This is a genomic window from Clostridium sp. HGF2, assembly GCF_964240115.1.
GTDB lineage: Bacteria > Bacillota_I > Bacilli_A > Erysipelotrichales > Erysipelotrichaceae > Clostridium_AQ > Clostridium_AQ innocuum.
Window position 1 is genome coordinate 183,406 of the sequence record NZ_CAXSSO010000004.1, and the last position, 26,051, is coordinate 209,456.

At 44.6% G+C, this 26,051-nt stretch carries 29 protein-coding genes and 1 other annotated feature; of the genes, 4 read left to right on the forward strand and 25 right to left on the reverse strand.

Features of this window, described 5'->3' with window-relative positions; genetic code table 11:
- Nucleotides 1-26: 26 nt before the first annotated feature.
- Nucleotides 27-914 (reverse strand): aspartate carbamoyltransferase catalytic subunit, encoded by an 888-nt coding sequence (locus ACESPQ_RS09090; RefSeq protein ID WP_002610581.1) that lies wholly within the window; start codon nucleotides 912-914, stop codon nucleotides 27-29.
- A 459-nt stretch (nucleotides 915-1,373) separates the two neighbouring features.
- Between ACESPQ_RS09090 and ACESPQ_RS09095 the strand changes: the two genes are divergently transcribed.
- Entirely contained in the window at nucleotides 1,374-1,757 is a 384-nt protein-coding gene (locus ACESPQ_RS09095; RefSeq protein ID WP_257335702.1) for an SdpI family protein, read from the forward strand.
- 307 nt (nucleotides 1,758-2,064) lie between these two features.
- Here ACESPQ_RS09095 and ACESPQ_RS09100 read toward each other — a convergent pair whose 3' ends face one another.
- From ACESPQ_RS09100 to ACESPQ_RS09135, 8 genes are all read right to left on the reverse strand, one after another.
- Nucleotides 2,065-2,493 (reverse strand): hypothetical protein, encoded by a 429-nt coding sequence (locus ACESPQ_RS09100; RefSeq protein WP_002610578.1) that lies wholly within the window; start codon nucleotides 2,491-2,493, stop codon nucleotides 2,065-2,067.
- The gene (locus ACESPQ_RS09105; protein WP_257335706.1) at nucleotides 2,480-3,442 is read right to left on the reverse strand and encodes an exonuclease domain-containing protein; all 963 of its coding nucleotides are present in this window, start codon (nucleotides 3,440-3,442) and stop codon (nucleotides 2,480-2,482) included. Before ACESPQ_RS09105 ends, ACESPQ_RS09100 begins: the two co-directional genes overlap by 14 nt.
- Nucleotides 3,443-3,490: 48 nt before the next feature.
- On the reverse strand, nucleotides 3,491-4,723 hold the full coding sequence (locus tag ACESPQ_RS09110) for a class I SAM-dependent rRNA methyltransferase (RefSeq protein ID WP_257335708.1): 1,233 nt from the start codon (nucleotides 4,721-4,723) through the stop codon (nucleotides 3,491-3,493).
- A 432-nt stretch (nucleotides 4,724-5,155) separates the two neighbouring features.
- A complete protein-coding gene (locus ACESPQ_RS09115) occupies nucleotides 5,156-5,977 on the reverse strand; it encodes a PTS system mannose/fructose/sorbose family transporter subunit IID (RefSeq protein ID WP_002610573.1) in 822 nt (273 codons plus the stop codon).
- Nucleotides 5,961-6,734 (reverse strand): PTS mannose/fructose/sorbose/N-acetylgalactosamine transporter subunit IIC, encoded by a 774-nt coding sequence (locus ACESPQ_RS09120; RefSeq protein ID WP_109770663.1) that lies wholly within the window; start codon nucleotides 6,732-6,734, stop codon nucleotides 5,961-5,963. Before ACESPQ_RS09120 ends, ACESPQ_RS09115 begins: the two co-directional genes overlap by 17 nt.
- Nucleotides 6,735-6,755: 21 nt before the next feature.
- Nucleotides 6,756-7,229 carry a PTS sugar transporter subunit IIB gene (locus tag ACESPQ_RS09125; protein WP_109770664.1) on the reverse strand — a complete coding sequence of 158 codons (474 nt, stop codon included), beginning with the start codon at nucleotides 7,227-7,229 and terminating at the stop codon, nucleotides 6,756-6,758.
- A gap of 1 nt (nucleotide 7,230) precedes the next feature.
- A complete protein-coding gene (locus tag ACESPQ_RS09130; protein ID WP_002610567.1) occupies nucleotides 7,231-7,968 on the reverse strand; it encodes a BtpA/SgcQ family protein in 738 nt (245 codons plus the stop codon).
- A 10-nt stretch (nucleotides 7,969-7,978) separates the two neighbouring features.
- Nucleotides 7,979-8,395, reverse strand: coding sequence for a PTS sugar transporter subunit IIA (locus ACESPQ_RS09135; RefSeq protein ID WP_002610565.1), 417 nt, complete (start codon nucleotides 8,393-8,395; stop codon nucleotides 7,979-7,981).
- A 205-nt stretch (nucleotides 8,396-8,600) separates the two neighbouring features.
- On the opposite strand from ACESPQ_RS09135, the gene ACESPQ_RS09140 reads away from it, so the two are divergent.
- Nucleotides 8,601-9,323 carry a GntR family transcriptional regulator gene (locus ACESPQ_RS09140; protein ID WP_002610563.1) on the forward strand — a complete coding sequence of 241 codons (723 nt, stop codon included), beginning with the start codon at nucleotides 8,601-8,603 and terminating at the stop codon, nucleotides 9,321-9,323.
- 87 nt (nucleotides 9,324-9,410) lie between these two features.
- Here the strand turns inward: ACESPQ_RS09140 and ACESPQ_RS09145 are convergent, their stop codons facing one another.
- The gene (locus tag ACESPQ_RS09145) at nucleotides 9,411-10,265 is read right to left on the reverse strand and encodes a metallophosphoesterase (RefSeq protein ID WP_002610561.1); all 855 of its coding nucleotides are present in this window, start codon (nucleotides 10,263-10,265) and stop codon (nucleotides 9,411-9,413) included.
- Nucleotides 10,266-10,314: 49 nt separating this feature from the next.
- On the opposite strand from ACESPQ_RS09145, the gene ACESPQ_RS09150 reads away from it, so the two are divergent.
- On the forward strand, nucleotides 10,315-11,214 hold the full coding sequence (locus ACESPQ_RS09150) for a carbohydrate kinase family protein (protein ID WP_118001924.1): 900 nt from the start codon (nucleotides 10,315-10,317) through the stop codon (nucleotides 11,212-11,214).
- Here the strand turns inward: ACESPQ_RS09150 and ACESPQ_RS09155 are convergent.
- From ACESPQ_RS09155 to ACESPQ_RS09180, 6 genes are all read right to left on the reverse strand, one after another.
- Nucleotides 11,206-11,751 (reverse strand): beta-class carbonic anhydrase, encoded by a 546-nt coding sequence (locus ACESPQ_RS09155; RefSeq protein WP_002610558.1) that lies wholly within the window; start codon nucleotides 11,749-11,751, stop codon nucleotides 11,206-11,208. The genes ACESPQ_RS09150 and ACESPQ_RS09155 overlap by 9 nt on opposite strands.
- A 29-nt stretch (nucleotides 11,752-11,780) precedes the next feature.
- On the reverse strand, nucleotides 11,781-12,521 hold the full coding sequence (locus ACESPQ_RS09160; protein WP_002610557.1) for an MSCRAMM family protein: 741 nt from the start codon (nucleotides 12,519-12,521) through the stop codon (nucleotides 11,781-11,783).
- A 109-nt stretch (nucleotides 12,522-12,630) separates the two neighbouring features.
- A complete protein-coding gene (locus ACESPQ_RS09165; RefSeq protein ID WP_109770668.1) occupies nucleotides 12,631-13,029 on the reverse strand; it encodes a hypothetical protein in 399 nt (132 codons plus the stop codon).
- A gap of 167 nt (nucleotides 13,030-13,196) precedes the next feature.
- Nucleotides 13,197-13,976, reverse strand: a complete 780-nt coding sequence (locus tag ACESPQ_RS09170) for a transporter substrate-binding domain-containing protein (protein ID WP_002610553.1) — start codon at nucleotides 13,974-13,976, stop codon at nucleotides 13,197-13,199.
- Nucleotides 13,977-14,000: 24 nt separating this feature from the next.
- Nucleotides 14,001-14,726 (reverse strand): amino acid ABC transporter ATP-binding protein, encoded by a 726-nt coding sequence (locus ACESPQ_RS09175; RefSeq protein WP_002610551.1) that lies wholly within the window; start codon nucleotides 14,724-14,726, stop codon nucleotides 14,001-14,003.
- Nucleotides 14,719-15,375: an amino acid ABC transporter permease gene (locus ACESPQ_RS09180; protein WP_002610550.1), complete on the reverse strand. Its 657-nt coding sequence runs from the start codon at nucleotides 15,373-15,375 to the stop codon at nucleotides 14,719-14,721. The genes ACESPQ_RS09175 and ACESPQ_RS09180 overlap by 8 nt, the downstream gene beginning before the upstream one ends.
- Before the next feature lie 45 nt (nucleotides 15,376-15,420).
- Nucleotides 15,421-15,641 (reverse strand) — a binding site (T-box leader).
- Nucleotides 15,642-15,826: 185 nt separating this feature from the next.
- On the opposite strand from ACESPQ_RS09180, the gene ACESPQ_RS09185 reads away from it, so the two are divergent.
- Nucleotides 15,827-16,336: a peptidoglycan-binding domain-containing protein gene (locus ACESPQ_RS09185; protein WP_002610548.1), complete on the forward strand. Its 510-nt coding sequence runs from the start codon at nucleotides 15,827-15,829 to the stop codon at nucleotides 16,334-16,336.
- A gap of 140 nt (nucleotides 16,337-16,476) precedes the next feature.
- Here ACESPQ_RS09185 and ACESPQ_RS09190 read toward each other — a convergent pair whose 3' ends face one another.
- From ACESPQ_RS09190 to feoB, 9 genes are all read right to left on the reverse strand, one after another.
- Complete coding sequence (locus ACESPQ_RS09190; RefSeq protein WP_002610546.1) at nucleotides 16,477-17,094, reverse strand: hypothetical protein; 618 nt, start codon at nucleotides 17,092-17,094, stop codon at nucleotides 16,477-16,479.
- 86 nt (nucleotides 17,095-17,180) lie between these two features.
- The gene (locus ACESPQ_RS09195) at nucleotides 17,181-18,035 is read right to left on the reverse strand and encodes a PRD domain-containing protein (protein WP_002610544.1); all 855 of its coding nucleotides are present in this window, start codon (nucleotides 18,033-18,035) and stop codon (nucleotides 17,181-17,183) included.
- A 38-nt stretch (nucleotides 18,036-18,073) separates the two neighbouring features.
- Nucleotides 18,074-19,690 carry a PTS transporter subunit EIIC gene (locus ACESPQ_RS09200; protein ID WP_257376805.1) on the reverse strand — a complete coding sequence of 539 codons (1,617 nt, stop codon included), beginning with the start codon at nucleotides 19,688-19,690 and terminating at the stop codon, nucleotides 18,074-18,076.
- A 221-nt stretch (nucleotides 19,691-19,911) separates the two neighbouring features.
- Nucleotides 19,912-20,307: a DUF956 family protein gene (locus ACESPQ_RS09205; RefSeq protein WP_002610541.1), complete on the reverse strand. Its 396-nt coding sequence runs from the start codon at nucleotides 20,305-20,307 to the stop codon at nucleotides 19,912-19,914.
- Nucleotides 20,308-20,357: 50 nt separating this feature from the next.
- Entirely contained in the window at nucleotides 20,358-21,272 is a 915-nt protein-coding gene (locus ACESPQ_RS09210; protein WP_002610539.1) for a PTS system mannose/fructose/sorbose family transporter subunit IID, read from the reverse strand.
- Nucleotides 21,273-21,292: 20 nt separating this feature from the next.
- Entirely contained in the window at nucleotides 21,293-22,111 is an 819-nt protein-coding gene (locus ACESPQ_RS09215; protein ID WP_002610537.1) for a PTS mannose/fructose/sorbose transporter subunit IIC, read from the reverse strand.
- 19 nt (nucleotides 22,112-22,130) lie between these two features.
- Nucleotides 22,131-23,111: a PTS sugar transporter subunit IIB gene (locus ACESPQ_RS09220; RefSeq protein ID WP_118001929.1), complete on the reverse strand. Its 981-nt coding sequence runs from the start codon at nucleotides 23,109-23,111 to the stop codon at nucleotides 22,131-22,133.
- Between the two features lie 558 nt (nucleotides 23,112-23,669).
- A complete protein-coding gene (locus ACESPQ_RS09225; protein ID WP_002610534.1) occupies nucleotides 23,670-23,840 on the reverse strand; it encodes a FeoB-associated Cys-rich membrane protein in 171 nt (56 codons plus the stop codon).
- A gap of 27 nt (nucleotides 23,841-23,867) precedes the next feature.
- Nucleotides 23,868-26,015, reverse strand: a complete 2,148-nt coding sequence (feoB, locus tag ACESPQ_RS09230) for a ferrous iron transport protein B (RefSeq protein WP_008728796.1) — start codon at nucleotides 26,013-26,015, stop codon at nucleotides 23,868-23,870.
- Nucleotides 26,016-26,051 lie beyond the last annotated feature (36 nt).

Genomic DNA, 26,051 nt, shown 5'->3' on the forward strand with positions numbered 1-26,051 from the left:
TTTTCTATGTATTTTTATGTAGCTTCTTATTCAAATTCATATCCCAGTGCGCGTTTGATCACTGCCTTGCGCACAAGAACTCCATTGCTCATCTGCTTAAAGATGCGGCTGTTTTCCGCCTCCACCAGATCGCTGTCGATTTCCACACCGCGGTTGACCGGTGCCGGATGCATGATGATGGCATGCGGCTGCATCATGGCTGCACGCTGTTTCGTCAGACCGTAGCGCTCCAGATATTCCGCCCTGCTCATTGCCATGGTTTCCTTATGACGCTCATGCTGAATGCGAAGCATCATAACAGCATCCGCCCATTGTACTGCCTCATCCACACGCTTGTAATAGGCATCCTTTGCGACCCATTCATCGGGACCGGAGAAGGCTACCTCTCCCCCCAGCATACCAAGTGCTTCCTTGATGCTGTTTGCAACACGGGAATGTGTAATGTCACCAATGACCGCCACCTTAATTCCCTGAAATGTCTGAAATTCCTGATATATGGTAAGCAGATCCAGCAGACACTGGGTCGGATGATTCCCACAGCCATCACCTGCATTCAGGATTGGAATTCGGATATCTTCCAGCTCTTTGAAGTATTCATCCTGACTGTGACGGATGACCACGGCATCATAGCCGATGCTTTCAAATGTCTTTACCGTGTCATACAGGCTTTCGCCCTTTTCCACGCTGCTTCCCTGTGCAGTGAAATTTTCCACACAGGCGCCCAGCTGATGCTCCGCGCTGGCAAATGAGAAATGTGTCCGCGTGCTCGGCTCAAAAAAAAGATTAGCAACCAGCGTTTTACGCGGAAATTGCCAATCTGATTGAGAACTGGAAAAAGCAGCAGCATCCTCAAGAATGTGAAAAATCTCTTCACTCGTTAAGTCACAGATTTTCAGTAAACTGTTCTTGTTCATATGCTTTCCTCCTGCCGGTCCTATCATAAAAGGGTCCGTTTTGATACACAAAAGGACCCTTTCTATACACTTCAGGTTTGGTGTTCGCCTTCATAACCTCTCTGGATTATCTTAAAGGACCTTTTATCACTCAGTATTTTACCATATATCTGACGTATTGCAAGATTTTTTTACATGGAGTTCATAAGGATTGGCTTTCCCTGTTCTATATTATATGAAATAAGCGTTTTCAACGAAATAACATGAATATATCAACTGAGCATTCTACAATAGAAAACAGCAGTTTCACAGATCTTCATATACCACGGCAGTTGCTTAGCTGGCTTCTCCGCACGATTCGCGAATACGTAATCTCTTAGTTGTATAAACAAAAAGAGAAGACGAAGAAAAGCAGACAGTACATTTCCATGACATGAATGTTAAATGATGCTATACTATGCTTGAATAGGAGGTTTTCTTATGGCTTTCTGGTTGTTTATGCTCATCATGAATCTTCTGATCCCCTTTTCCATGATAGGATTTGGCTTCTATTTTCAAAAGCATCCCCCAAAGGAAATCAATGAACTTTTCGGATACCGCACACCCCTGTCTATGAAAAATGAAGATACATGGAAAACAGCACATGTACAATTTGGCAGAGTCTGGTTGATCTGGGGTTGGTTCAGTGCTGCGTTTTCTTTTCCTTGTATGCTGTTGCTGTATGGAAAAAGTGATACAGCATGCGGAATCTACGGAGTCATTCTCTGTTTCCTGCAATGTATTGTCCTTCTTTTCACACTGTTTATTGTAGAATGCAGACTGCACAGAATCTTTCATAAGGACGGCACTAGGAAACTAAGATGATGAATTTCAAATCGCATGCAGGAGGAACTCAGCTTATTGTTTACAAAATGCAGTGAATAAGACACATTAAATATAGAAGTAGCTGTTTTTTAAAGAAACGCAGGAACAAAAAGCTTATTTCGGACAACCATACGTTCAAGTAAAGCCCATCATAAATGAATCAGTGCTTTTTCATTACTCACACAGGTACATATAGAAAACCTTTCTTCATAAAAATTCCTATTCCATAGAGTGAAAAGATTCCATACAATGATCATATATAACCAAATGATATGAATAACCACGATAAAAACAGCCCAGGCAGCTATCAGGGCTGTTTTTCATATCTCGTTTGATCTGGTAGCTCCAGCACTTTATGCAGCAGGTGTTCATTTACCGTCATGAACTGCTGTAAGCGATGCTGCAGTGTTTCTTCCTTCAACAGCAGCTGATGCAGAATTTCCTGCCGCAAAATCTCATCCTGAAAATCAAATAGAATCTGACTGGCTCCCCGCACACCTTTTAATCCCGCTTCATCACTTAGCTGTAAACGGGATACAGAAGCAAGAAATACAAGCTGTGCATCCAGACAGTGCTGCATACTTTCACTTACTTCCTGCAATACCAGCTTTGCGGCTTTACTTCTTATATATGGATTTCTCTGCAATACGTTTAATGCATCCACTTTTTTCAAGGTGTTCTTCAGCTCCAGAAGATACAGATGCAAAAGCTGAGCCTGCCGCTTAGCCGTTTCCATGCTGCAGCATCCTTCTCAGTATATTCTCCACCATGGTGGCATTGCGGTAAATGAGCAGATATTTCTTTTCAATGACATTCTCGCCCTGTGTGAAGCTAAGGGTTACACTTGGAATCTCTTCGATATCAATCCGCATAGAAATCTTCGTCTGCTCTCTTGGAAGCTCTCTGCCATCCAGAAGGATGCTGTCTTTCTGAATATTGATATGGAAATTACGATCACGCTCCTCCCACAGGCGAAACTGTTCAACAATTTCCGGATACAATCGAACAGGACACTTCAATACGGTATACTGTGAAAAACGCTCCTTCATAATCCGCAGCAGCTTTTCCTGCTGTTTTTGTGCAACTTCGCGCTGCTTTGCCAGCTTACGCTCTACGATTTCCTGTACAGCCTTACGGTCCGGATCCTGCAGCAGGGAAGCCTGATGAATCCGCATGAGATCGGATGCATCTGTCAGGGCATTATGCTCCACTGCCCCTTCTATCGCATAAGCAGTCTTTAAATCATCCAGTGATAAGGTTGCGGATACCAGCACATTCTGATACGTTACCTTTGCTGAAATCTGCTTTTGTAAATCAAGAATTCCTTCAAACAAAGACGGATCGCAATGATGTCGTGCACATTCCTGCAACAGGGTTCTTCGATCATCCGGTCCAAAGCTATACATACGGCAGGAAGAAGATTCCATATAGGGCTGCAGCCATTGCATAAACTGTTTTAAAACATCCGGAAAGCTGTTTGCATTGCGGATATCGCTATCCTTTAAATGTGTCATTTTACGTACCACAGAAGTCAGACGCCGAAAGTTTTTAGGACAGACCAGTGAATAAAAGGTTGCCTCCTGCGCATCCTTTTTCAGAACCGCCCCTAGGGACACCACCATCTGACAGTACTTCCCATTGATTTTTACTGCGTCAAATTCTGCATCAATATATATATGAACCATAACTTTACTACCTCATTTATTTCTAGTATGAACCGCAGCTTCCTTCAATTATGCAATCTGAAAGATATAGAACTTCAAATACGATGTTTCCGGTACGTTCCAGAGGATCGGATGATCGCAGCTCTGCTGTCTTGCCTCAATCTGGCGAAGAGATACGCCTGCTGCCAGCGCCGCCTCATGCAGCATGCTTTTAAACAGACCCTCATTCATGAAATGAGAACAGGAACAGGTTGCCAGATATCCGCCTCTTGGTAACAGCTTCATAGCAGCAGTATTGATTTCCCGATATCCCTTTACTGCATGAGAAATCGTTTCTCTGGATTTGGTGAAGGCCGGTGGATCCAGAATGATCATATCATATACACGCGGCTGTTTTTTCAAAGCCTTAAAAAGATCAAATACATCCGCTGTTTCAAAGCTCATCCGCTCCTGTAATCCGTTTATATCCGCATGGTGCTGTGCCATATCAATCGCTGTCTGAGAAATATCCACGGCATGTACATGCGCTGCCCCACCCTTTGCGGCATTCAAAGCAAAGCTGCCGGTATGGGTAAAGCAATCCAGAACATGCTTTCCCTTCGCAATGCGTGCAATCGCAGCCCGATTGTATTTCTGATCGAGAAAAAATCCGGTTTTCTGACCATTTTCAACATCCACATCATAGGAAATACCATTCTCAACTATGCTGGTAAGACAGCTTTCCGGATGCTTCGGCAAAACGGAATGCGCATACCAGCCTTTTGTTTTCTCAAGGCCCTCCAGCTTACGGATTCCCACATCATTACGCTCATAGATTCCTCTGATAGCTACATGATATTCATCTCTCAAAATCTTCACAAGCATGGGAAACAGCATATCCTTTCGCTGCTCCATACCATAGGAAAGTGTCTGCACGACCAGCAAATCATGAAAACGGTCAACTGTCAGTCCGGGTAAATAATCAGCCTCTCCGAAAATCAGGCGACAGGCATCAAAATCCTCTCCCATAACTGTTGCACGGTAGCTGATTGCATGCTGCAAACGGCGGTAAAAAAAATCCTCATCGAATCTGTCATTGGCATTACGGGATAGCAGGCGGATACGGATTCGTGAATTTCCGTTATACAGTCCGCTTCCCTGATAGCTGCCTTTTTCAGAAAACACATCCACAATATCTCCATTTTGTATATTCGCTTCAAGAGCCAGCACCTCTCCCTCATATACCCAGGGATGGCCGCTCTGTAGCTTCTTAGTTCCTTTTTTTGTTATCGTAACCTGTTTCCATTCACGTGTAGTTTTCATTTTCTTCTTCCATTTCCTATGTACGGCGACAGCGCATCATACACTAATTCGCTTATTCATATGGACATATTATAGCAAACGCATACTGATTACGCAAACAGAGCAGTGAATGTCCTACCCCTATCCGCTTTCATTACAGTCACTTGAAACATCAGGAATAACTGGCTGCGTGGTAAATTCTTATGAAAGGGAGCAGATGATGCAAGCAAGGATTCCATCAATCCTTTCCGATTTTTTCAAATGGCGAATAAAATCGCAGCATCTACATGCATTTCTAAGCTTAATGAACAAGCATTGTGTTCTCCCAGATTAACATTTACTTGCAATTGAAAACAACAGCTTATGTTTGCTATTATTTCTGATGGTAGTAAAAAAAGTATACAAGAATGAATATGTATACTTTTTAGCTCAATGCATACGGTTCATTAACTTCTATAATAAACCAAAGAATGTCCCGATACATGCCAGAATGATTAAACATACAAGAATCGTTGTTGTTTTAACGTTTTTCCCCAACAGCCAATACATGATACCAAAAGCTGTAAGCGGAAGAAGACATGGCATTATTTGATCGATATACGTTTGTATTGGTTCTTTTGCGCCTTTTACACCAATTTCAAATGGTATACTGATGCTGACCGTGGATGCTATCATAGCCCCTATAACCATTAAACCAAGGATAGACGCTGCCTTTGTTATATTCTCAATCATACGGCTGTTCTCACTATCACCAAAAAATTTGACACCGTATTTAAAGCCGGCATGCAGGCAATAATAGCGAGCTAGAAAGCCTGGAATATTGATAATCAATAGAAATGCAATCGGACCAATGATACTTCCTTGTTTTGCAAAGGATACTGAAACACCAATCGCAATCGTCAATAAGGTTCCCCAGAAAAAGGCATCGCCAATTCCTGCCATCGGTCCCATTAACGATGTTTTTACTGCGCTTATGCTTGCTGCATCAAAATTTTCATCCTTTGCATTTTCTTCTTCCATAGCGCCTGTAATTCCCATCAGCAAGGTTACAAGATGGGGCGTACATGACATGAATTCCAAGTGTCTGCATAACGCATCTGCCATTTTTTCTTCGTCATTGCCATAAAGTCGCTTTAACACGGGAATCATGGAGTAACAATACATCAAATTCTGTTGACGCTCATAATTCCATGCACTGTCTAATGTACAGGAACGCATAAACACTTTGCGTAAATCACTTTTTGTCAACTTCGCCTCATTAAAATTCGTTGTCATCCACTACTACCTCCCTTTGTTTTTTACTATCATGAAAGAATGTAAGACCGGCAATCACCAAGCCTGCCAGTGCTACACCGAATACAGGCATTTCCATATATGCAGCTAACAGAAATCCAGCTAACAAGTAAGGAGACAATTCTTTTGTAACAATCATCCTTGCCAGCATGGCAAACCCGACAGCTGGCAGAATTCCTGCCGCCACATCCATACCATCAATTATAAATTGCGGAATGACTGCCAATACATCCTTAATGACCGGTACCCCTAAATAAAATGCGACACCGACAACTATAGCTAAAATTAGTTTATTTCCAATACCTGCAAAACGTGCAACCCATTCTACTTTTTTATAATCTCCTTTTTTCGCATATGAATCCGCCATATGTGTAGCCCATGTTAAGATAAACATCATTTGCAAATTATCAAAAAGCAGAACAAGAGTCGCAACCGGCACTGCTAGTGCAACAGCCGCGCCAACTTCCTGCCCCGTAAGAATTACGAAAGATGTCCCGATGATGGCACCGGACGTGATATCAGGTGGATTGCTGGCACCAATAGGTACAGCCCCCAAGAAAATAAGCTCTAATGTTGCTCCTACCATGATACCGGTTGTCATATCGCCCAATACCAATCCAACAAGAGGTGCAACGATAATCGGGCGGTTGTTCATCGTAGATCCCCAATAACAATGCATATAACCAATAAACGCAACCAAAGTTATCAGCAGAGCTTGTATCAATAAATTATCACTCATATCTTTCTACCTCTTTCCTCTCTATTTCACAAGATCCAAAGCATTTTGCTTTGAATCACTGGGTACCAGACGAACCTCCAATTCAATTCCCCTGTCTTTTAGTATCCTCAGTTTCTCTATGTCCTCTTCACTTACAAATACTGCTTTTGATATTTGCTTGCGATCCTCTCTAGCCTTCATACCGCCAATATTTATACTTTTAATAGCAGGAAAACCGCTCGCCAATCGGTATGCATCTTCTACACTTTCCACAATAATAAAGAGTTTATACTTATCTGTAACACCACTATTCAATGCCTTTATAGAGTCTTCAATACTTTTCATAACCAGCTTGACACCCGTTGGTTTCGCCATACGCATTGCACTCATTTTCAATTCATCTTTCATTAAATTATCGCTGGCAATTAGAATGCAATCAGATTCCAGAAATTTTGTCCATGAAAACGCAACCTGTCCATGCAGTAAACGATGATCAATTCGCAACAGCTTTATCATATTACTTACCTCTTACTTTCTGAGCAGCCTTCACAATCTCTCTTACATGCTCTTGAGAAACTTCTCCTTCATCCCTATAGTTATCTTTGAAATAACTACCGACAATAGCGCCGTCTGCATATGCAAACTGCTTTGCCATATTTTCGGGAGTTACACCTGCGCCCACAATCAACGGGAAGTCTCCAATACCGTTGCGGAATTGTATAATCTTATCGAGTGAGGTTTCCTGTCCTGTGGCATCCTGTGTAACACAGATAGCATCACATCGCTGCATTGCAATCTGCAAATCCTCTTCAATGCTATTTCGTGATAAAACTGGCTGATATTTAAACCGTACACCACCTAACACCATCCCCTGATAGCGTTCACGGTACAGTTTGAAGAATGCATCCAAGGTTGCTTCATCACGCGGTTTAACATGTCCGACCACTGAATCCAACTGTACAAAGCTTGCACCATATTTTTCAGCTAATTCAAACCCCATGGGATCTACATTCAGACAATTCACGCCATACGGAATAACAAGGTTTAGCTTTGAGATATAATCAAGCGCCATTTCCATATGCCGATAATTCCCAAAATAATTTTCAACTATAATGCAGTCCACACCATTTTCAGCATAGATTGCAATTTCTTCTTTAAAGCGTCTAACAATATCTTCATCACTTGTCCCTTTCAGATGAAGCATTGCCAATATCGGTTTTTCATTTTTAAATAAATTTAGAAATTTTCTATTCATACTTTCTCCTTTAAAATTCTTCCCTTTCGCATTCTTTTGACTGCTGAGTAAACTGTATACCACTTTTTGCATCATGCAGGATTTGCTCGATATCTGTTTCGTTTAAAGGTGCAGGATGCTCCAAACATACGGAAAGCAGCATGTTTAGATTCATCCCTGAAAATAATCGAACATTATCAAGCTTTGTGCATAAATACATTGCTGTAAAGACACTGGCACCATATAAATCAGTCAAGATTACATATTCTGTATTCATATGTGCGGCAATTTCCTTTTTCAATTTCCTACCGTAGTCCTCTGCAAGACCGCCGGGCTGTAGAGAATAAATCTCAACATCAAATGGAAGCTTTCCAACAATCATTTTTGCTGTATCATATAATCCGCTCGCTAATCCTCCATGTGACGCTAACACAATTTTTCTTTTCATATTCCATCCTCCAGTTGTATTATATTGTATTAACTAACGACATTCTAACATGTCATGTAACCGCTGTCAAGTACTGTATAAAAAAAGGTGACCGCTATATTTAAAAAATATGATGAAATAATACTATCTGTGATTGCGTTCACACGTAGAATTCATTATAATGAACATAGTGTTAAACGGAATGATAGGATTTATAGGAGGGCCCATGCAGGAAATCAAACAATTAAATGCAATCACACTGCAGGAACAGCTATATAATGAATTAGCTACGCAAATAAAGAGTGGAAAGTACAAACCGGGAGATCGCATCCCCCCTGAATTGAAGCTGAGCGAGATATATCGCGTAAGTCGTGTAACTGTACGAAATGCTATACAACAGCTTGTCAACGAGGACCTACTTATCAAAAAGCATGGAAAAGGAACCTATGTGAAAACACAGGTTTACACAGAGGAATTCTTCTCAGGTGGAAGTTTTACAGATACATGCTTGCGAATGAAAGCCAAGCCTTCAACACAGATTATAGAAAGTACCGTATGCCATGATGAAACTGAAATAAATACGATTTTTGGTACAACTGCACCGTTGATTCGAATAAAACGCGTACGTCTTGTGGACGATGTACCATGTATTGTCGAAGTCGATTTTTTTCCCGACTCATTTCAATTCCTATTAAAGAAAAAGCTGGAAAAAACATCTCTTCTACATCTCGTCACAAAAGAAACTGGCATGCATCCGGCGAAGTTTGAGGATTATTTTAAAATTATATTTGCAACCAAGGAATTTGCAAAGCAATTAAATTGTATTGTGGGAACTCCTCTTTTGGAAGTAACCCAGACAGTCTTAACACCTGATAATTCTATTATCTATGTGAATAAGCAATATATATTAACTACGAAATACATTTATGCGGTTCGTTCATTAAAATAACAGACAGCCTATCTGAAACAGGCTGTCTGTTATTTTACTTACGTTTTCTTTACAAACACAGCATTGGCAAAATGCTTTTTTCAATCATCAATTTCTTATTTCCTCCGGGAAAAGCGTTACCACCATTACCTGCGGCCGGTTATTGATCCGCTGCGGTGCCCGACTGTTTCCGAGCCCTCTCGATACGACCATGGTACACCCCTTATGTTCATAGATTCCATCCGTATAGGAAGGAAAGATTCCCTGATCCGGCGCATACAGCGCCCCCAGCTTCGGTACTACAATCTGACCGCCATGTGCATGTCCGCAGAATGCCAGGGATACGCCCTCCTTTGCATAATCCGCAAAATGCTCCGGACGATGAGAGAGCAGGATAGAAAAGGATGTATCTACGGTCTGCATGAGGTTATGCAGATTCATGAAATACCGATCCGATGCATAGGGATAGAATTTTTTATCCTTCAGCCCCAGAATGGATATGCTTTCCTCCTTGCGCGACAGCTCCAGCTTGCTGTTCTCCAATACCTGCACCCCGTAATCCAGCAGCACCTGCTTCAAATGCGGATATATGGGGGAAACCGCTTCATGATTTCCCGGCACATAATACACCGGTGCCACTGTAACCGCCTGTTTTATCAGCTGTACAACCGGCTGCATTGTATTCTTTGCAGTTCTGCGCCGATCGATCAAATCTCCTGTGATAACAATGATGTCCGGTGCACTCATACGGATTTTGCGAAGCAGATGCTTTTGATGATACCCAAAGCGTGTAGTATGCAGATCGGACAACTGTACAATTCGAAATCCTGCAAAAGAGGCAGGAAGCTTCGCACTGCGCACCCGCAGATGACATACATCCAGACAGCGGTTCTCATGATACGAGAGTGCGAGTGCTGCGGCAGTGAATGCAGCCCCGGCCACCGTATATGTTTTTTTCTTCAAATGATTTCCTCCTTGCCTGATTTGCGATATAATACCTGTGGTGATACATATGAAACAGCATATTGCATTCATCGGCTCCAGTGTGGCCGATGTTATCATTAGAATTCCTCATCTTCCTGTACGACAGGAGGATATCAATATCGAATCACAGACGCTTTCCCTTGGCGGCTGTGCCTTTAATGCCGCATGGATGTGCCGTTTGCTTGGTGGTGACCCGCTATTCTTTTCTCCGGTAGGTACCGGAATCTACGGTGACTTTGTCCGCCGCCAGCTACAGGAACACAGGATTGACATTCTGCTGGAAAGCAAGGAAGAAAACGGTTGCTGTTTCTGTCTGGTGGAGTCAGATGGTGAGCGCACCTTTCTCAGCCACCATGGTGCGGAATACCGATTTCAGAAGGAATGGTTCTCCCTGCTGGATTCCTATGGTGTTGATACCGTCTATGTGTGCGGTCTGGAGCTGGAAGAGAAAACTGGCATATACATTCTCGATTATCTGCAAAAGCATCCGCAGCTTATCATCTATTTTGCCCCCGGTCCACGACTGTCCGCACTTTCGCAAGGCTGTATCAAGACGCTGTTCAACCTGCACTGCATACTGCATCTAAATGAAGAGGAAGCCTGCAGCTTTACCGGCTGTCCGACTGCTCAACAGGCCGCAGAAAGTCTCTATGAACGTACACACAATATCGTTATCATCACCCTTGGCTCACGGGGATGTCTGCTGCAGCAGGAAGGAAAATGTACACACATTCCTACAGAAGCGGTTCAAATTCAGGATACAATCGGTGCCGGAGATGCCCATATCGGCAGCATCATCGCGTTGCGCGAGCAGGGCTATAGCTGGCAGGATACGCTTCGCATTGCCAATCGCATTTGCGGATATATCGTTTCCATACCGGGCGCCCTTATACATGAAGATGAGCTGACAGCCCTGTCCCTATTCTGAAACACTGCTCAGCTTGCCACTGGTGGAATCCATCATAAATCCGTAAATACGCACATCCTTTGGTATGAGAGGATGTTTTTTTAACAGCTCCACACTCTTTGCCACACTCACACAGCCATCATCAAAGCCCTCCAGCCAGCGGTCAAAATCAATTCCGCAGTATCGCAGAGATTCAATGGCGTTGTTCGAAATACCGCGCTTACGCATATTCTCCAGCAAATTTTCGGCATCCATATGCTGTACACCGCAATCCGTGTGACCGATTACCAGAATTTCCTCCACACCCAGTTCATAAATGGCAATCAAAAGACTTCGTACAACACTGCCAAAAGGATGTGTAATAACTCCTCCTGCGTTCTTTATAATTTTTGCATCGCCGTTTTTTATACCAAGTGCTGCCGGCAGCAGCTCAATCAGCCGCGTATCCATACAGGTAACGATAGCCAGACGCCGATCCGGATATTTGCTTGTTTGATAAGGCTCATAGCCCTTGTTCTTTACAAATTCCTCATTGTAGCTCAGAAGATCTTCAATCACTGACCTTCCTCCTTTCACATGTGTGAGCATTATACCATGAAATCATCAAGGAATTGTGTGAGACTTTGTTTTCTGAAAAAGTAAATCAGCCAGGCGAACAGACCCAGCACCGCCATGATAAAACAGAAGGCAAAGGTGTAATCCTCCTGCGTTTGTTTAACCGGTTCCAGATGAAGCGTCAGCACATAGCTGCGATTATAGTTGTATGGTGTTATCGCAAAGGTCACATCCTCCTTCAAGTGGTAATCCTTTTCCTTTTCATCCAGATGCAGACGATATGTGCCTATTGGCAGCTTCTGCAGTTCAATACTGTCCCTGTCACTGGTGATATTCCGAAGCTTCTTCCCCTGCTCATCCAGCAGCTCCATGGAAACATGGGATATTTTTTCATCATTCTCCTGCCGGATACGAAGCTTTACCGTCCCCAGCATACGTTCATTTACAACCTTCCAGCTTTGCTTCTTCTCCTGTGTTCCATCATATACAAAGCTGATGCGCTGTTTTGTTTTCTGATAGCCATAATCTGTCTGCGTCTGGATGAGCTGATATTCTCCGTAATCAAGATCATGTAAAACGATTCTGCCCGTTTTATCACTGGTCAGCTCCTGCAGAGGCTCCCCATAGCTGATAAGCTGAAATGCGGCTCCCTCAAGGGGTTTTCCGGTATCATCCTGTACCTGAACCACCCCCTGTACCACTTCTTCCTTAGCCTGCACAGGGGTTAGAAATACAGATATACAAACTCCACACAGGACACATGCTTTGATCATCGCTATCACCTCAATCTATCCTATGTGAGGTGTTCATGTTTTAAGCCTGATTTTCATCGACAAAAAAAGACTGTGGAATATTCTCCCCAGTCTTCTCAGCTCCTCGCTTTTACTCACCTTGCGGTGTTACATCCTGATCCAGCATTGCACGAAGCAGCGCAACGACTTCCTGATTCGTTTTTTCTCTGGCCTCTACGATCTCCAAAATCGTTTTCGTTCGAATGGCAGTCAGCTCCTCATTCAGATCATGCGGTATTTTCTCAATTGCCGAAAATGCCTCCTGCAGATATTCCTTCTGCTGTAAAATTGTATCAATCCTTGTTAGGATATCCTTCTTATTATTTGTCTCCAAAGTCTTTTCCTCCATGTTTTCCGGCGGCGTAAACAGACAGATGCAGGATGCTGTCACATAGTACGCCCTGCCTTTTTTCACCAGTCCTCTTGCTCGGCGCTCATAGGTATTTTGCAGATGAACACCCTGCTCATCAATGACCTCTATACGCTTCATTTTCTCATCCTCTTTGTACCTTCGTCTTTTTATGATGGGTGTCTCCCCCTGTACAGCTTAACCATACCCCGTATACTTTGATAATGCAAGCTTTTTTCTTGTTTTTTTAGCCAACCAGCATCACGGTATAAGAAAACCGCAGACCCAAACAATCTGCGGTTATGTTGCTATTTAAAATACTTCTTTACCAACTCATCCATCTTTCCGTTTTCCTTCATCGTTTTGATGGCTTTGTTGAATTCATCCTTCAATTTGTTGTCCTTCTGGAAAATCATTGCATTACCCGCAAGCTCAGCACCGGCTTCAAACTTGTAGTAGCTCAAATCTTCGTTATCTGCCGCAAGCTCCTCTGCTACTGCTTTTTCAACGACCATGGCATCAATGACTCCCTTTTTCATTTCCAGTACCATATCGGAATAAGCCTTTCTCTTGTCCAGCTTCAGCTTATATTCATCCTGCAGAGAGTTCAGAATGGATTCCTGAATGGTACCCATCTGCGTACCGATTTTCTTTCCTTTGATATCCTCTGTTTTTTTCATACCGCTGCTCTTCATTGTCAGCACATAGTTCTGTGCATCCTCTCCTGCATAGTATACATCAGAGAAATCCACCTGCTTTGCACGCTCCTCGGTATACGTGATGCCTGCAATACCGATATCTGCTTTTCCCTGTTTTACTGAAGGCACGATACCGTCAAAATCAACATCCTCCCATTTCACGGTATAGCCTGCCAGTTTGGCAGCCTCATTCATAACGTCGATATCAAACCCGTACAGATTTCCCTTTTCATCCACCATCTCATATGGCTTGTAGCCGGAATTTGTATAAACGGTCAGCTCCTTCTTCGCCGTATCGCTTCCCTCTCCTGCTCCATCATCCTTGCTGCCGCAGCCCGCAAGTCCAGCCATCATAACAACAGCCATCAATCCAGTCAGTAACTTTTTCATCTTCTATTTCCTCTCTTTCCTTTTCTATATCATTTTTGACAGAAATTCCTTTGCCCTTGCCGTTTTCGGCTCTTCAAAGAACTCTGCTGCCTTACTGCATTCCTCAATATTTCCCTTATCCATGTAGATGACATAATCCGCAACCTTTTTGGCAAAGTTCATCTCATGAGTCACAACAATCATCGTAATACCGGTATGGTTCAAATCCTGAAGAACCTTCAGTACCTCACCGGTCATTTCCGGGTCCAGGGCGCTCGTCGGCTCATCAAACAGCAGGACATCCGGCTCCATCGCCAATGCTCTCGCTATCGCACATCGCTGCTTTTCACCACCGGACAGCTGATGCGGATAAGCGTCTGCACGATGCCGTAAGCCGACCTTTTCCAAAAGGGAGAGTCCCTTCGCTCTGGCTTCCTCCGCGTTCATCTTTTTCACCTTGCGAAGTGCATACGTAACATTGTCAATGGCTTTCATGTGATCAAACAAATTGAAATTCTGGAAAACCATTCCGATTTTTTCACGGACACGTGCCAAATCTGTTTTCGGATCATTGATTTTTGTTTCATTGTAAAATATATCCCCGCTGGTCGGTACCTCCAGCATATTCAGACAGCGAATGAAGGTTGACTTTCCTCCGCCGCTGCTGCCGATAATAGCATAGGTTTTTCCATCCTCGAAGGTAAAATTGACATCGAAGAGAACCTTTACACTATCACCGTAATTCTTATATAAATGCTCTACTCTAATCATATTTCAGCTTCCTTTCAATCGCCTTTCCAATGAGGGACAATACCTTATTCATAATATAATACACAAGGAACACAATCAGCAGCGGTTCAAAATCCGCATAGGTCTGATTCTTAACCGCATAGAACCAGTACATCATATCATGCAGACCAATCACAGATACGATGGAGGTTTCCTTGGTCAGTGTGATAAATTCATTGATAACCGCTGGCAGTACATTACGAAATGCCTGAGGGATAATAATATCTTTTCCAATATCTTTACCGGATACTCCCAATGCCTTCGCTGCCTCAATCTGCCCCTTATCAATACCATCAATACCGGCACGCATAATTTCTGACATATAGGCACCGGAATTCAGGGAGAATACCAGAATTCCCGCAACCCAGTTGTTGATATTAAGCCCCGGAACCAGGCTGGGAATACCGAAATAGATAAAAAACATCTGTACATATACCGGTGTTCCACGAAACAGATCAATATACGCCGCAACAATCAGATTGAATACCTTGTTCATCCTTCTTAGAAATACCGTCGCCAGACCAATTAGCGTTCCAAAGAATGCGGAAGCCAGGGACAATCCAAGAATAACCGGCACGCCACTTAACAGCAGCTGCCAGAACCTTTCTATTACTGTAATATCAAAATTCATAAAATCTCCTTCCTCTCTATAAAAATAAAATCGCCCTTCAAAAAATCAAAGGACGATTGCTCGCGGTACCACCTTAATTCCGTCCGTTTGCACAACGAACGACGCTTAGGCCTGTAACGTCAGGTAACACGGAACTGCCTCATGCCGCAGCGTTCGACAATCCAACTCCCAGACACGTTCCATCCTGTTTTACTCTCCTGCTCTCACCGGTATGCAGGCTCTCTTTGCAGCATTTCAGATGTACTACTTCTGTTCTCAGTTGTTAATATAACACTATTATACACGGATGCAAAAAGATTGCAACACTTTTCTGTAAATTTTTTGAAAAATATTTCATGTTTTTGTTTCAGGGCATTTTCATCAAATTTATATCATGAAAAGATTGTAAGATGGGCTAGTATATAGGGCGTTTCCCTGCTTTCCCATATACTGTAGGGAAAGGAGATGTTACATGATGATTTCAACAGCCGCATTAAAACCGGGAAGCATCGGAATTGGTGTAAACAAACAGCAGGCATATTTGAATATGATGCAGGAAAAGGGGTTCATCAATACCCGTAATCTGCAGGATGGTGTATATGGCACCAGAACGGAGCAGGCCGTACGGGAATGGCAGCGTTATGCAAACCTTCCGATTGATGGTGAAATCGGCAACGATACCTGGGATTCCATTGTAAACAAGCTTCGTGATCTACAGATTGTCACCAATATTCCTGTCGCAAGCAGCTCTTACTACCTCAGCTCTGGTGCGCAGGGAATTTCCGTCTTTAAAATGCAGGAATATCTGAATGAGATTGCTGCTGTCAACAAATGCTTGCGTCCGATACCGGTAGACGGCATGTATGGTCCAAGAACTACCACCATGGTACAGCAGTTCCAGTATTTATATGACTTAAACATCGACGGTGTCATTGGAAAGGCAACCTGGGATGCCATCGTTAACGAGCGTAATAAGCTGTAGGATGAAATTCACAAAACGATAACGGGAGGATTGTCTTTCCTGCCGTTTTCTACATAGAATATAACAATAATCCACCAGTATTGTGATCTGCTTAACCGACAAAAAAAGTACAGCAGAAGCTATCTGTGCTGCACCTGTGTTTAGGAAAAACGAATGGGGCGGTCAAATTCCAGAACCTCCTGTTCAACATACTTTTCTATTGCATTCAGCTGGTTTTTCTGAAAGATATCAGGCATCCTTCGCTTTTGCAGCAGATAGGTCAGCATGCCCAGCATAATAGACTCCAACGCCGCGATGATGAAATAAATTTTGAGAAACAGTGTTAAAACAAGGAAGACAGCCAGAAACAATATGCCTACGATCATAAGCAGGCGACGGTTGATGCCCCTGTAGGTTTCCTCCAGAAACGCTGTGTAGCGCTCGATAAAAGCATTCATTGCATCACTGCATGCATATCCCTGCAAGTCCAGAAAACGGGGACGTTTTTTTCTGGGATTGCGCATGCATTCCTGTATTGCATACATCCGCATGGCACAATAGCGCGCCGCATTTTTATTTCCCTGCTCCTCATAGCAAAGTCCCTTCATATACATGAGCTTCATATACGAAGCATCGTCCAGCTCCTCCTTAGGATGCGTCATTAAATCATGCAGTGTTTCCTGCACATCCGCACCGGCGTGATTCTGCAGTGCAAAGAAGCGTTCCCACAGTACATTCAGTCTAGCATCAAAAGCTGTTTCACTCATCATCTCATCCATACCCTTTACTCCTTTTTATTTCCATTATTATATCATATCCGTGAAGCAATCACCCGCAAATGTAAACATACGCTCATATATGTATGCTATCCAGCAATGCGTTCCTTCAGCTTTTTCATTTCACTGGTACGAACCCGCTCGATATGCAGGGCAAGATATCCGATTTCTGTTTCCGGAATATCCTTATGATAGACCTTGCGCAGCTCCTCACAGATTTTCTGCGCCGTTTTGTAGGCATAGGGAAACTGCTTCGATACATAATCGCCAACATCCATCTGCAGCTCCTCATCCGATTGTAGCCGCAGCATCAGAAACTTCATATGATTCATCAAACGGGTATAAGACATGGAATTGGTATCGATTGAAATCCCATAGTCCCGCTCCACCTCTTCGATACTGTCGCGTATGATAACCGCTGTCTGCATCGCCTCTGAAACCTTGTCTTCCCCTCTTGCGGAATGCACGTGCAGCGTGATATAGCCGATTTCTCCTTCATTGATCGTATAGCCGCACATTTCCTCGATAATTGCCTTTCCCTGCAAGGCGACCTCATATTCCTCCCGGTAAAGCAGAGCGATTTCACTGGCGAAGGGATTGGAAATATCCATATTTGCCTTCATCCGCTCAATGGAAAAAGCGATATGATCCGCCAGCGGCAGCAATATGTTTTTATCAACCTCATGAAATCTGGCCTGCGCAAGCTGCAAAATTCTGCCTGCGACCTCAATGAAGACTGGATTGACCTCCTGTATGATTTCCATGGCATCCCCATGATCATTTGTTTCCGTGAACCGATACAGCTCCACGCCCGCACCCAGGGTGATGGAATCCCCGTTTTTCTTTCCGAAGCCAATCCCCTTCCCCAGGAATATCATGGATACACCGGATGCATCCTGTACCAGTACACTGTTGTTGTTTAATGTTTTTACAACGGTATACATAAATGTCCCCCTTTCCTAAAACCCGTTTCCTTATACACTTATTCCTTACCTGCCTGACGTAACAGATAATCCTCCAAATCCGATTTTATAATCGTCACACGGGGACCGTAGATAATCTGCAGACCGCGACTTTTCTTATAGATACCGGCAGCTCCGCTTGCCTGCAGCAATATATCATCCATCTGCATTGGATCCTTCATCGCCACATGAAGTCTTGTCGCACAGCAGTCCAGACTTATGATATTGTCCTTTCCTCCAAGTCCTGCACAGATCAAAGAGGACAGGGCATCTGCATCGCTATCTTTTTTCTCTGTTTGCTGTCCTTCATCCGTTTTCTCCACCACCGCAAGCCTCTCGCTGACTTTTATTTCCTGTGATTCGCTTTCTCTTCCCGGTGTCTTGAAATCGAACCTTTTGATCAGAAAGGTGAACAGCACATAGTAGATGATAAAATAGAAAACGCCGACAACGACGATCATAATCCAGTTGGTTTTTGCATTTCCCTGAAGAATGCCAAACAAAAACAGATCGATCAATCCTCCGGAAAAGGTTAAGCCAACACCGACCTGCAGCATATGCATGAGCATAAATGCACAGCCTGCCAGTACACAGTGTATGACATAAAGCAGCGGGGCCGCAAACAGAAAGGTATATTCCAGTGGCTCGGTGATACCGGTCAGCATACTCGTAAGCGCAGCGGAAATCAGCAGTCCTCCGGCAATTTTCTGTTTTTTGGGCAAAGCACAGTGATACATGGCAAGGGCAGCTCCGGGAAGACCGAACATCATCAGCGGAAATTTACCGGACATGAAGCGCGTTGCCTCTACGCTGAAGCGTACGGTATTGGGATCCGCAAGCTGAGCAAAGAAGATATTCTGTGCTCCCTGCACACTGACTCCCGCAATTTCCATCGTACCGCCAACTGCCGTCTGCCAGAACGGAAGATAAAAGACATGATGGAGCCCGAAGGGAATCAGTGCGCGCTCGATCACCCCGTAAAGAAAGGTTCCGTAATACCCGGAGCGTTGCACGATATCCCCAAGCATATAAATCCCCTCCTGTAAAACCGGCCAGATATAGAACATCAGAATGCCGACCAGCAGATAGACGATGGAGCAGATGATGGGCACAAAGCGTGTACCTCCAAAGAAGCTCAGAATGCGCGGAAGCTGAATTTTATAAAAACGATTGTGCAGTGCAGCCGTACCAAGCCCTACAAGGACACCGCCAAACATCCCCATCTGTAAAGAGGTGATGCCGGTCACTGAAGTTACAGAGCCTTCCGGAAGCGATGCCGCCATATCCGTAAGCTCCAGCATCGTAGCGATGGAGGTATGCATGATGAAAAAGCTGATCGCGGATGCAAGAACTGCGACCTCCTTTTCCTTCTTCGCCATCCCCAGTGCCACCCCCATAGCAAAAATCAGGGGCAGATTCGTAAATACGATATTGCCGGCATTGCTCATCACCTTGAATATCATATAGAAGAATGTTCCTTCACCCAAAAGCCATTGCAATCCATAGGCAGCGATCATATTGGGATTGCTGAGTGACTCCCCGATTCCCAGCAGCAGACCCGCAACCGGAAGTATGGCAATCGGCAGCATAAAGCTTCTTCCCACCCGCTGCAGAACATTGAGCATACGATCTTTCATATATCTTCTGTATGAGTCGCCCGTATAGCGAATTCATACACTCCTTTCTCCTTACAACCAAACCATATATAATATGGTACCAAGTTTGGAAGATATTGTAAAGGAAAAAACAACATTCGATTTCCATATTCCGCCTGTATTTCTTTACTATTCACATGTACCCATATGCTGAAAAAGGGAGTCAACATTTCTGTTGAAACCCTTTTTGTAAGCACGCTGTATCAGCAGGATGCCTGATCCTCTTTTTTTCTGTGAACGATGCGTCTGATACTTCGTTTGGTGACATCAAGGAAGCTCAGGGAACGCACCATCCGCTCTTTGTCTACATAGTTTGCGACCGCACGCAGCAGGGCTTTGTTGTCGCGGGAGGAGAAGGAGAATGTACCGCTGCTTTTTGTCATGACTGCAAAGCGTGAAATCTTTCTGCCTTTGAACAATACAGAAGCAACGATGGTATCCACCTCGTCCCAGGGAATCTGAATATAATCCTTCACATTGCGATCATTATAAAACTCGAAGGCCCGATCCCCTACCATGATCTTCCCATACGCTGATAATCCCATATAGGAAATACCCTTGACTGTATAATCCACCGTTGTGTTTCTTGACTGTACCATATCTGATTTCCTCCTCTGCCGCGAAGCTATGCAACCTTTTTAAACGGCTCCTACATCACGCCGCCAAGACGTGCCAGAATACCTACGATGAATAAAGCTATGATAATGATGATCGGTGATACCTTTTTCTTTAACAGCCAGCAGCACAGCAGCGTCAGCAGCAATGCTGCCAGTCCCGGAATCAGCTGATCCAGATTCTGCTGCAGGGTTGTCACCTTTTCCACATTTAAGCCGGTGCTTCCCAGTGCATCATACTGCGTAATAGCCTCACGTACACCGTCAATGCCGCTGGACAGGTTATCCCAGTCAATGAACGCTCCCTTTGACTGTGTAACCGTAGATACAACCGGTGTAAAGGAAATGCTTACCCAGCGCTGTACAAGAGATCCGATGATAAACATACCCAGAATGGATGCCCCGCTTGTTATTTTACCAAGCAGACCACCGGAAAGATCCTTTACAATAGAGGTTCCCACCTTGTAGCCGAACTCCTGTGTATACCAGATAAAGGCCCAGCGGATCACATTCCATGCCACAAAGAACAGCAGTGGTCCGATGATGTTTCCGGACAATGCCAGGGATGCGCCAAGCGCTCCCAGAATCGGACGCAGGGTAAACCAGAATACCGGATCTCCGACACCTGCCAGCGGTCCCATCATACCGACCTTGACACCCTGTATTGCCGCATCATCCACAGACACACCGTTGGCACGCTCCTCTTCAAGTGCCAGCGTTACACCCATAACCGGTGCAGACACATAAGGATGCGTATTATAGAATTCCATATGACGCTTCAATGCGGCAATCTGATCATCCTTATTCGGATACAGCTTTTTAATGGCAGGGATGATGGAATAACACCAGCCGCCATTCTGCATACGTTCATAATTCCAGGAACCCTGAAGGAACTGATGACGCCATGCAACTGACAAACGATCTTTTTTCGATAATGTAATTTTCTCCATGTTTTCTTCCTCCTTCAAGATCAATAATCATTCAATATATCGCCAAGCGGATCACCGGTATTACTGCTTCCTCCGCCGTTATTGGAACCACCGTGCTCCTTCAGTCCCAGATAAATCAGTGCAATGACAACCCCGATTACGCCCAGTGCGATCAGCGTCAGCTGGTTCAGTGCAGCTAGCACAAAGCCCAGAGCGAAGAACGGCCAGGTTTCCTTTGTTGCCATCATGTTGATAACCATGGCATACCCTACTGCGGCAACCATTCCTCCACCGACTGCCATACCACCGGACAGCCAGGATGGCATCTGATTCAAAACATCCGTAACAACACCCGGAGATACAACACACAGGGCGGCAGCAGGAATCGCGATACGTACACCCTGCAGCAGGATAGCAAGCATCTGCCATACCTCCATCATGCGGATATTTCCCTTTTCAGCAGCGGCATCCATAAAGTGAACCATTGGAATCGCAATAGTACGGCAGATCATTGTTAAAAACAGACCTGCTACGGACAGCGGTACGGCAACAGCAATGGAAGTGGAAATTGCGTTATTTACATCGGTTGCTCCACCCTGCAATCCCAATACCATGATGATTGCCGATGCAACAGAAGCCAGGGCGGCATCCGGAGCAATCGCTGCTCCAACGTTTGCCCATCCCAGCGCCATCATCTGCAGGGAGCCTCCTAAAATGATACCTTCCTTCATATGACCGCTCACAATACCGATCAGCGTACATGCTACCAGTGGCTGATGGAACTGAAATTCATCCAGTACCCCTTCCATACCAGCCAGAAGAGCAACAAGAACGATTAGTAAAATAGTAATAATTGACATTATGATTTCCTCCTGTTCCTTAAGCCAGCTCTGCTTTGGCTTTCTTTATAATATCGTCCATATTTTCTTTGGAATCGTTTGGTACCTTACGCACATCAAACTGAATTCCCTTTGCTTTCAGCTTTTCAAAGGTTTTGACATCGTCCCTGCCAAGAGACAGCACCTTGCTCACTGCAATCTTTCCGACGGAATGTGCCATGGAACCGATATTCAGCTCCTTCACATCCACGCCGCCTTCAATGGCACGAAGCGCATCCTGCGGTGTTTCAAACAGCAGCATCGCCTTCGTATTTCCAAAGCGCGGGTCCTTTGCGACCTGAATCATTTTATCAACCGGAACAACATTGGCCTTCACACCCGGAGGAGCCGCCTGTTCAATCAGGTTTTTTCGCAGCTCATCCTTTGCTACACCGTCGGAAACCACGATGATACGCGTTGGCTTCACGGTTTTTGTCCATGCTGTGGCTACCTGTCCATGCAGCAGACGGGAATCAATACGTGCCAGCACATATTTGATATGGCCGTCTCCGATTACGGTTCCCTCAGGAATCGCTCCCTGCGGCGTCACCGGCTCAGCTGCCTGTTTTTCCTGTGCAGGCTCCAGTGCCTCCGGAAGCAATCGAACCCCTTCCTTTGCCACCCCATATACATGTGCGGCAATCTCCTGTGCGGATTCCATTGACATTCTGGATGCAAATGCTTCAATCAGCATCGGCAGATTCAATCCTGTAACGACAGCCCATGTGTCTTCATGTCCGTTGATCAGTCCACTTGTCTGATTGAACGGTGTACCGCCCCAGAGGTCTACCATGAACAGGACCTGTTCAGGATTTTCGAATGTAGTGATTGCTTCTTCCATTTTTGCGCGAATGTCATCCGGTCCTTCACTTGGCTGCAGTGTTACTGCTTTTACATCGGGCTGCGTTCCGAAAATCATTTCCCCGGATTGCAGAATGCCTTTCGCAAAATCACCGTGACTTGCAAGAATAATTCCTACCATTTTTTCTCCTACCTTTCTTTTTTTGAATCCTTCGCAATGCAAAAAAAACAGGCATCACTCTTCGATTGGACAGACTCCGCCTTTACTCGGTAATCCATCTTCTCAAATAGTTAATGCCTGTTATTGATAACAGTAACACACCACGAAGTATTCACTTTTTACGGGTAAATAATATCATTGGTATCGCTTACTGTCAATTCTTTTTTTCATTATTTCTTGTATACAGCCATGAAAGCTGCACACACTATAAACATATCCTGACACCTGCTATGCGATGGCCCTGTCTTCTTGTACACCATTGACGTTTTCCAATGATGAGCACCTCGGGCAATAGATCCATCACACTGTCCCACTGCTTTCACATCCCCTATTGGCGCATGGCTTTTGGTGCATGAAGGAAGGATAGCATACTCATACAGGATAAGGTTCTCATGCGGTGACGATGCTATAAAAACAGGGAAATCCAGTGCTGTGATATGCAGCAACAGCAGCTCGATTCCCCTTTTCAATACGATTGAAAGCCGCGAATGCGAAGACAGCAGCGATAAGATTTCTATATCATACCTGCTGCTTTTCTCCCTGCTGATAGGCCTCATACAGAGCTTGTCCGCTTTTACAGCCTTTTGAACAGCCGCTGCATCCCCCACTGCAGGATTCCTCTTTGCGAATCGACCGCAGTGCAAGGATGATCAGCAGCAGCAAAAGTAATGAAATGATAATGGTAGCCATCCTTCATCAATCCTCTCTTTCTTGGTGTCAGGCATTGACCTTTACTTTTTCAAGATGCACCTGTTTTTTAGATTCCGGACGAAACAGCAGATACAGCATAACCAGCAGGAAAAGCAGAGCGATGATCAGACCGATCCCGAATACGCCGGTTGTAAAGAAGGTTGCGAACTGGAAGATCATAAAGGCAATCACATAGGCGAATACACACTGATAAGCGACAGCGAAGATCGTCCATTTCGCATTGTTCATTTCACGCTTGATCGCACCGATTGCGGCAAAGCATGGTGCGCACAGCAGATTGAATACCAGGAAGGAGTATGCTGCTGCAACCGTGAAGCTTGCTGCCAGCGTTCCCCAGATTTCTGATCCATCCTCTGCCACTTCGGCAAAGCCGTACAGGATACCAAAGGTAGCCACGACATTTTCCTTTGCGACCAGACCGGTAATTGCGGCAACGGATGCCTGCCAGTCTCCCCAGCCCAGCGGTGCAAACAGCGGTGCAATCGCAGAGCCCAGATTCGCCAGGAAGCTTTCGTTTAGCTGCGATTCTTCCAGCATGGTGAAGCCTCCGTTTACGAAGCCGAAGTTGGAAGTAAACCAGATAAAGATCGTAGACAGCAGAATAATGCTTCCCGCTTTCTTGATAAAACTCCATCCGCGCTCCCACATGCTGCGAAGAACATTCAAAGTCTTTGGAACGTGGTAGGCAGGAAGCTCCATGACAAACGGTGACGGATCACCTGCAAACATACGTGTTTTCTTCAACATGATACCAGATAATATGATGGCAGCAATGCCGACAAAATATGCGCTCGGTGCCACCCAGCTTGCTCCGTGGAACAGCGCTCCGGCAATCAGTGCAATAATAGGAAGCTTGGCGCTGCATGGAATGAAGGTCGTTGTCATGATCGTCATACGGCGATCCTTTTCACTTTCAATCGTACGGCTTGCCATGATGCCCGGCACACCGCAGCCGGTTCCGATCAGCATCGGAATAAAGGATTTACCGGATAATCCGAATTTGCGGAAAATACGGTCCATGATAAAGGCGATACGTGCCATATAGCCGCAGTCTTCCAGAATCGCCAGAAACAGGAAGAGCACCAGCATCTGCGGAACAAAGCCGAGAACTGCCCCGATACCGGCAATGATACCATCGACAAGCAGAGAAACCAGCCAGCCTGCAGTTCCAATGCCTTCCAGAAAGGAAGTCACAGCAGGAGGAATGATATCTCCAAACAGCACATCATTTGTCCAGTCCGTCACATACGTACCAACCGTCGTTACGGATACATAGTATACCAGATACATCACCACAGCGAAGATCGGCAATGCGAGCCAGCGGTTGGTAACAAAACGGTCAATACGGTCAGATACATTCATACCGCTGTGCTTTTTCACATAGGTCTGCTTCATCAGCTTAGCGATGTATTCATAGCGTTCATTGGTGATAATGCTTTCGGCATCATCGTCATAGCTATCCTCCAGCTCCTTACGCAAAGCATTTACGATGCTGCTGTCTGTACTGTTTAGCGGTGCGGATGTCATAATTTTCTCATCATTTTCCAGATATTTCACCGCATACCAGAAGCTGCTGGCTCCCTTTGCCTGCACGGCGCTCAGATCAGCAATTTTCAGCAGACAATCCTTCAGCAGTCCTTCGTAAATATTGGTAAAGGCAGTATGTTTGTTACTGAGCATACCGACTGCTTTCTGAATCAGTTCATCCAGTCCGCGGTTTTTCAATGCGGATACCTCCACAACCGGAATATTTAACAGATCAGACAGCTTACATGTGTTCACTTCTGTTTTATTCTGCTGCATCAAATCCATCATATTCAGTGCCGCAACAACCGGAATACCCGTTTCCTGCAGCTGTGTTGTCAGATACAGATTTCTCTCCAGATTTGTTGCATCGATAATATTGATAATCAAATCCGGCTGTTCTTCCACCAGATAGTTTCTTGCCACCACTTCATCCAGAGAATACGGTGACAGGGAATAGATACCCGGAAGGTCGGTAATCACGATATCTTTATGACCCTTCAGCTTCCCTTCTTTTTTCTCTACGGTTACGCCCGGCCAGTTGCCTACATATTGGTTACTGCCTGTCAGTGCATTGAACATCGTTGTCTTTCCACAGTTTGGATTTCCAGCCAATGCGATTCTGTACATAATCTCCCTCCTCTGTTAGTTTAACCTAACTCAATC

Bases quoted from the DNA above. Each gene is read 5' to 3' on its own strand.
- ACESPQ_RS09090 (WP_002610581.1), bottom strand. From the start codon at position 914: ATGAACAAGAACAGTTTACTGAAAATCTGTGACTTAACGAGTGAAGAG.
- ACESPQ_RS09095 (WP_257335702.1), top strand. From the start codon at position 1,374: ATGGCTTTCTGGTTGTTTATGCTCATCATGAATCTTCTGATCCCCTTT.
- ACESPQ_RS09100 (WP_002610578.1), bottom strand. From the start codon at position 2,493: ATGGAAACGGCTAAGCGGCAGGCTCAGCTTTTGCATCTGTATCTTCTG.
- ACESPQ_RS09105 (WP_257335706.1), bottom strand. From the start codon at position 3,442: ATGGTTCATATATATATTGATGCAGAATTTGACGCAGTAAAAATCAAT.
- ACESPQ_RS09110 (WP_257335708.1), bottom strand. From the start codon at position 4,723: ATGAAAACTACACGTGAATGGAAACAGGTTACGATAACAAAAAAAGGA.
- ACESPQ_RS09115 (WP_002610573.1), bottom strand. From the start codon at position 5,977: ATGACAACGAATTTTAATGAGGCGAAGTTGACAAAAAGTGATTTACGC.
- ACESPQ_RS09120 (WP_109770663.1), bottom strand. From the start codon at position 6,734: ATGAGTGATAATTTATTGATACAAGCTCTGCTGATAACTTTGGTTGCG.
- ACESPQ_RS09125 (WP_109770664.1), bottom strand. From the start codon at position 7,229: ATGATAAAGCTGTTGCGAATTGATCATCGTTTACTGCATGGACAGGTT.
- ACESPQ_RS09130 (WP_002610567.1), bottom strand. From the start codon at position 7,968: ATGAATAGAAAATTTCTAAATTTATTTAAAAATGAAAAACCGATATTG.
- ACESPQ_RS09135 (WP_002610565.1), bottom strand. From the start codon at position 8,395: ATGAAAAGAAAAATTGTGTTAGCGTCACATGGAGGATTAGCGAGCGGA.
- ACESPQ_RS09140 (WP_002610563.1), top strand. From the start codon at position 8,601: ATGCAGGAAATCAAACAATTAAATGCAATCACACTGCAGGAACAGCTA.
- ACESPQ_RS09150 (WP_118001924.1), top strand. From the start codon at position 10,315: ATGAAACAGCATATTGCATTCATCGGCTCCAGTGTGGCCGATGTTATC.
- ACESPQ_RS09160 (WP_002610557.1), bottom strand. From the start codon at position 12,521: ATGATCAAAGCATGTGTCCTGTGTGGAGTTTGTATATCTGTATTTCTA.
- ACESPQ_RS09165 (WP_109770668.1), bottom strand. From the start codon at position 13,029: ATGAAGCGTATAGAGGTCATTGATGAGCAGGGTGTTCATCTGCAAAAT.
- ACESPQ_RS09170 (WP_002610553.1), bottom strand. From the start codon at position 13,976: ATGAAAAAGTTACTGACTGGATTGATGGCTGTTGTTATGATGGCTGGA.
- ACESPQ_RS09175 (WP_002610551.1), bottom strand. From the start codon at position 14,726: ATGATTAGAGTAGAGCATTTATATAAGAATTACGGTGATAGTGTAAAG.
- ACESPQ_RS09180 (WP_002610550.1), bottom strand. From the start codon at position 15,375: ATGAATTTTGATATTACAGTAATAGAAAGGTTCTGGCAGCTGCTGTTA.
- ACESPQ_RS09185 (WP_002610548.1), top strand. From the start codon at position 15,827: ATGATGATTTCAACAGCCGCATTAAAACCGGGAAGCATCGGAATTGGT.
- ACESPQ_RS09190 (WP_002610546.1), bottom strand. From the start codon at position 17,094: ATGGATGAGATGATGAGTGAAACAGCTTTTGATGCTAGACTGAATGTA.
- ACESPQ_RS09195 (WP_002610544.1), bottom strand. From the start codon at position 18,035: ATGTATACCGTTGTAAAAACATTAAACAACAACAGTGTACTGGTACAG.
- ACESPQ_RS09200 (WP_257376805.1), bottom strand. From the start codon at position 19,690: ATGAAAGATCGTATGCTCAATGTTCTGCAGCGGGTGGGAAGAAGCTTT.
- ACESPQ_RS09205 (WP_002610541.1), bottom strand. From the start codon at position 20,307: ATGGTACAGTCAAGAAACACAACGGTGGATTATACAGTCAAGGGTATT.
- ACESPQ_RS09210 (WP_002610539.1), bottom strand. From the start codon at position 21,272: ATGGAGAAAATTACATTATCGAAAAAAGATCGTTTGTCAGTTGCATGG.
- ACESPQ_RS09215 (WP_002610537.1), bottom strand. From the start codon at position 22,111: ATGTCAATTATTACTATTTTACTAATCGTTCTTGTTGCTCTTCTGGCT.
- ACESPQ_RS09220 (WP_118001929.1), bottom strand. From the start codon at position 23,111: ATGGTAGGAATTATTCTTGCAAGTCACGGTGATTTTGCGAAAGGCATT.
- ACESPQ_RS09225 (WP_002610534.1), bottom strand. From the start codon at position 23,840: ATGGCTACCATTATCATTTCATTACTTTTGCTGCTGCTGATCATCCTT.
- feoB (WP_008728796.1), bottom strand. From the start codon at position 26,015: ATGTACAGAATCGCATTGGCTGGAAATCCAAACTGTGGAAAGACAACG.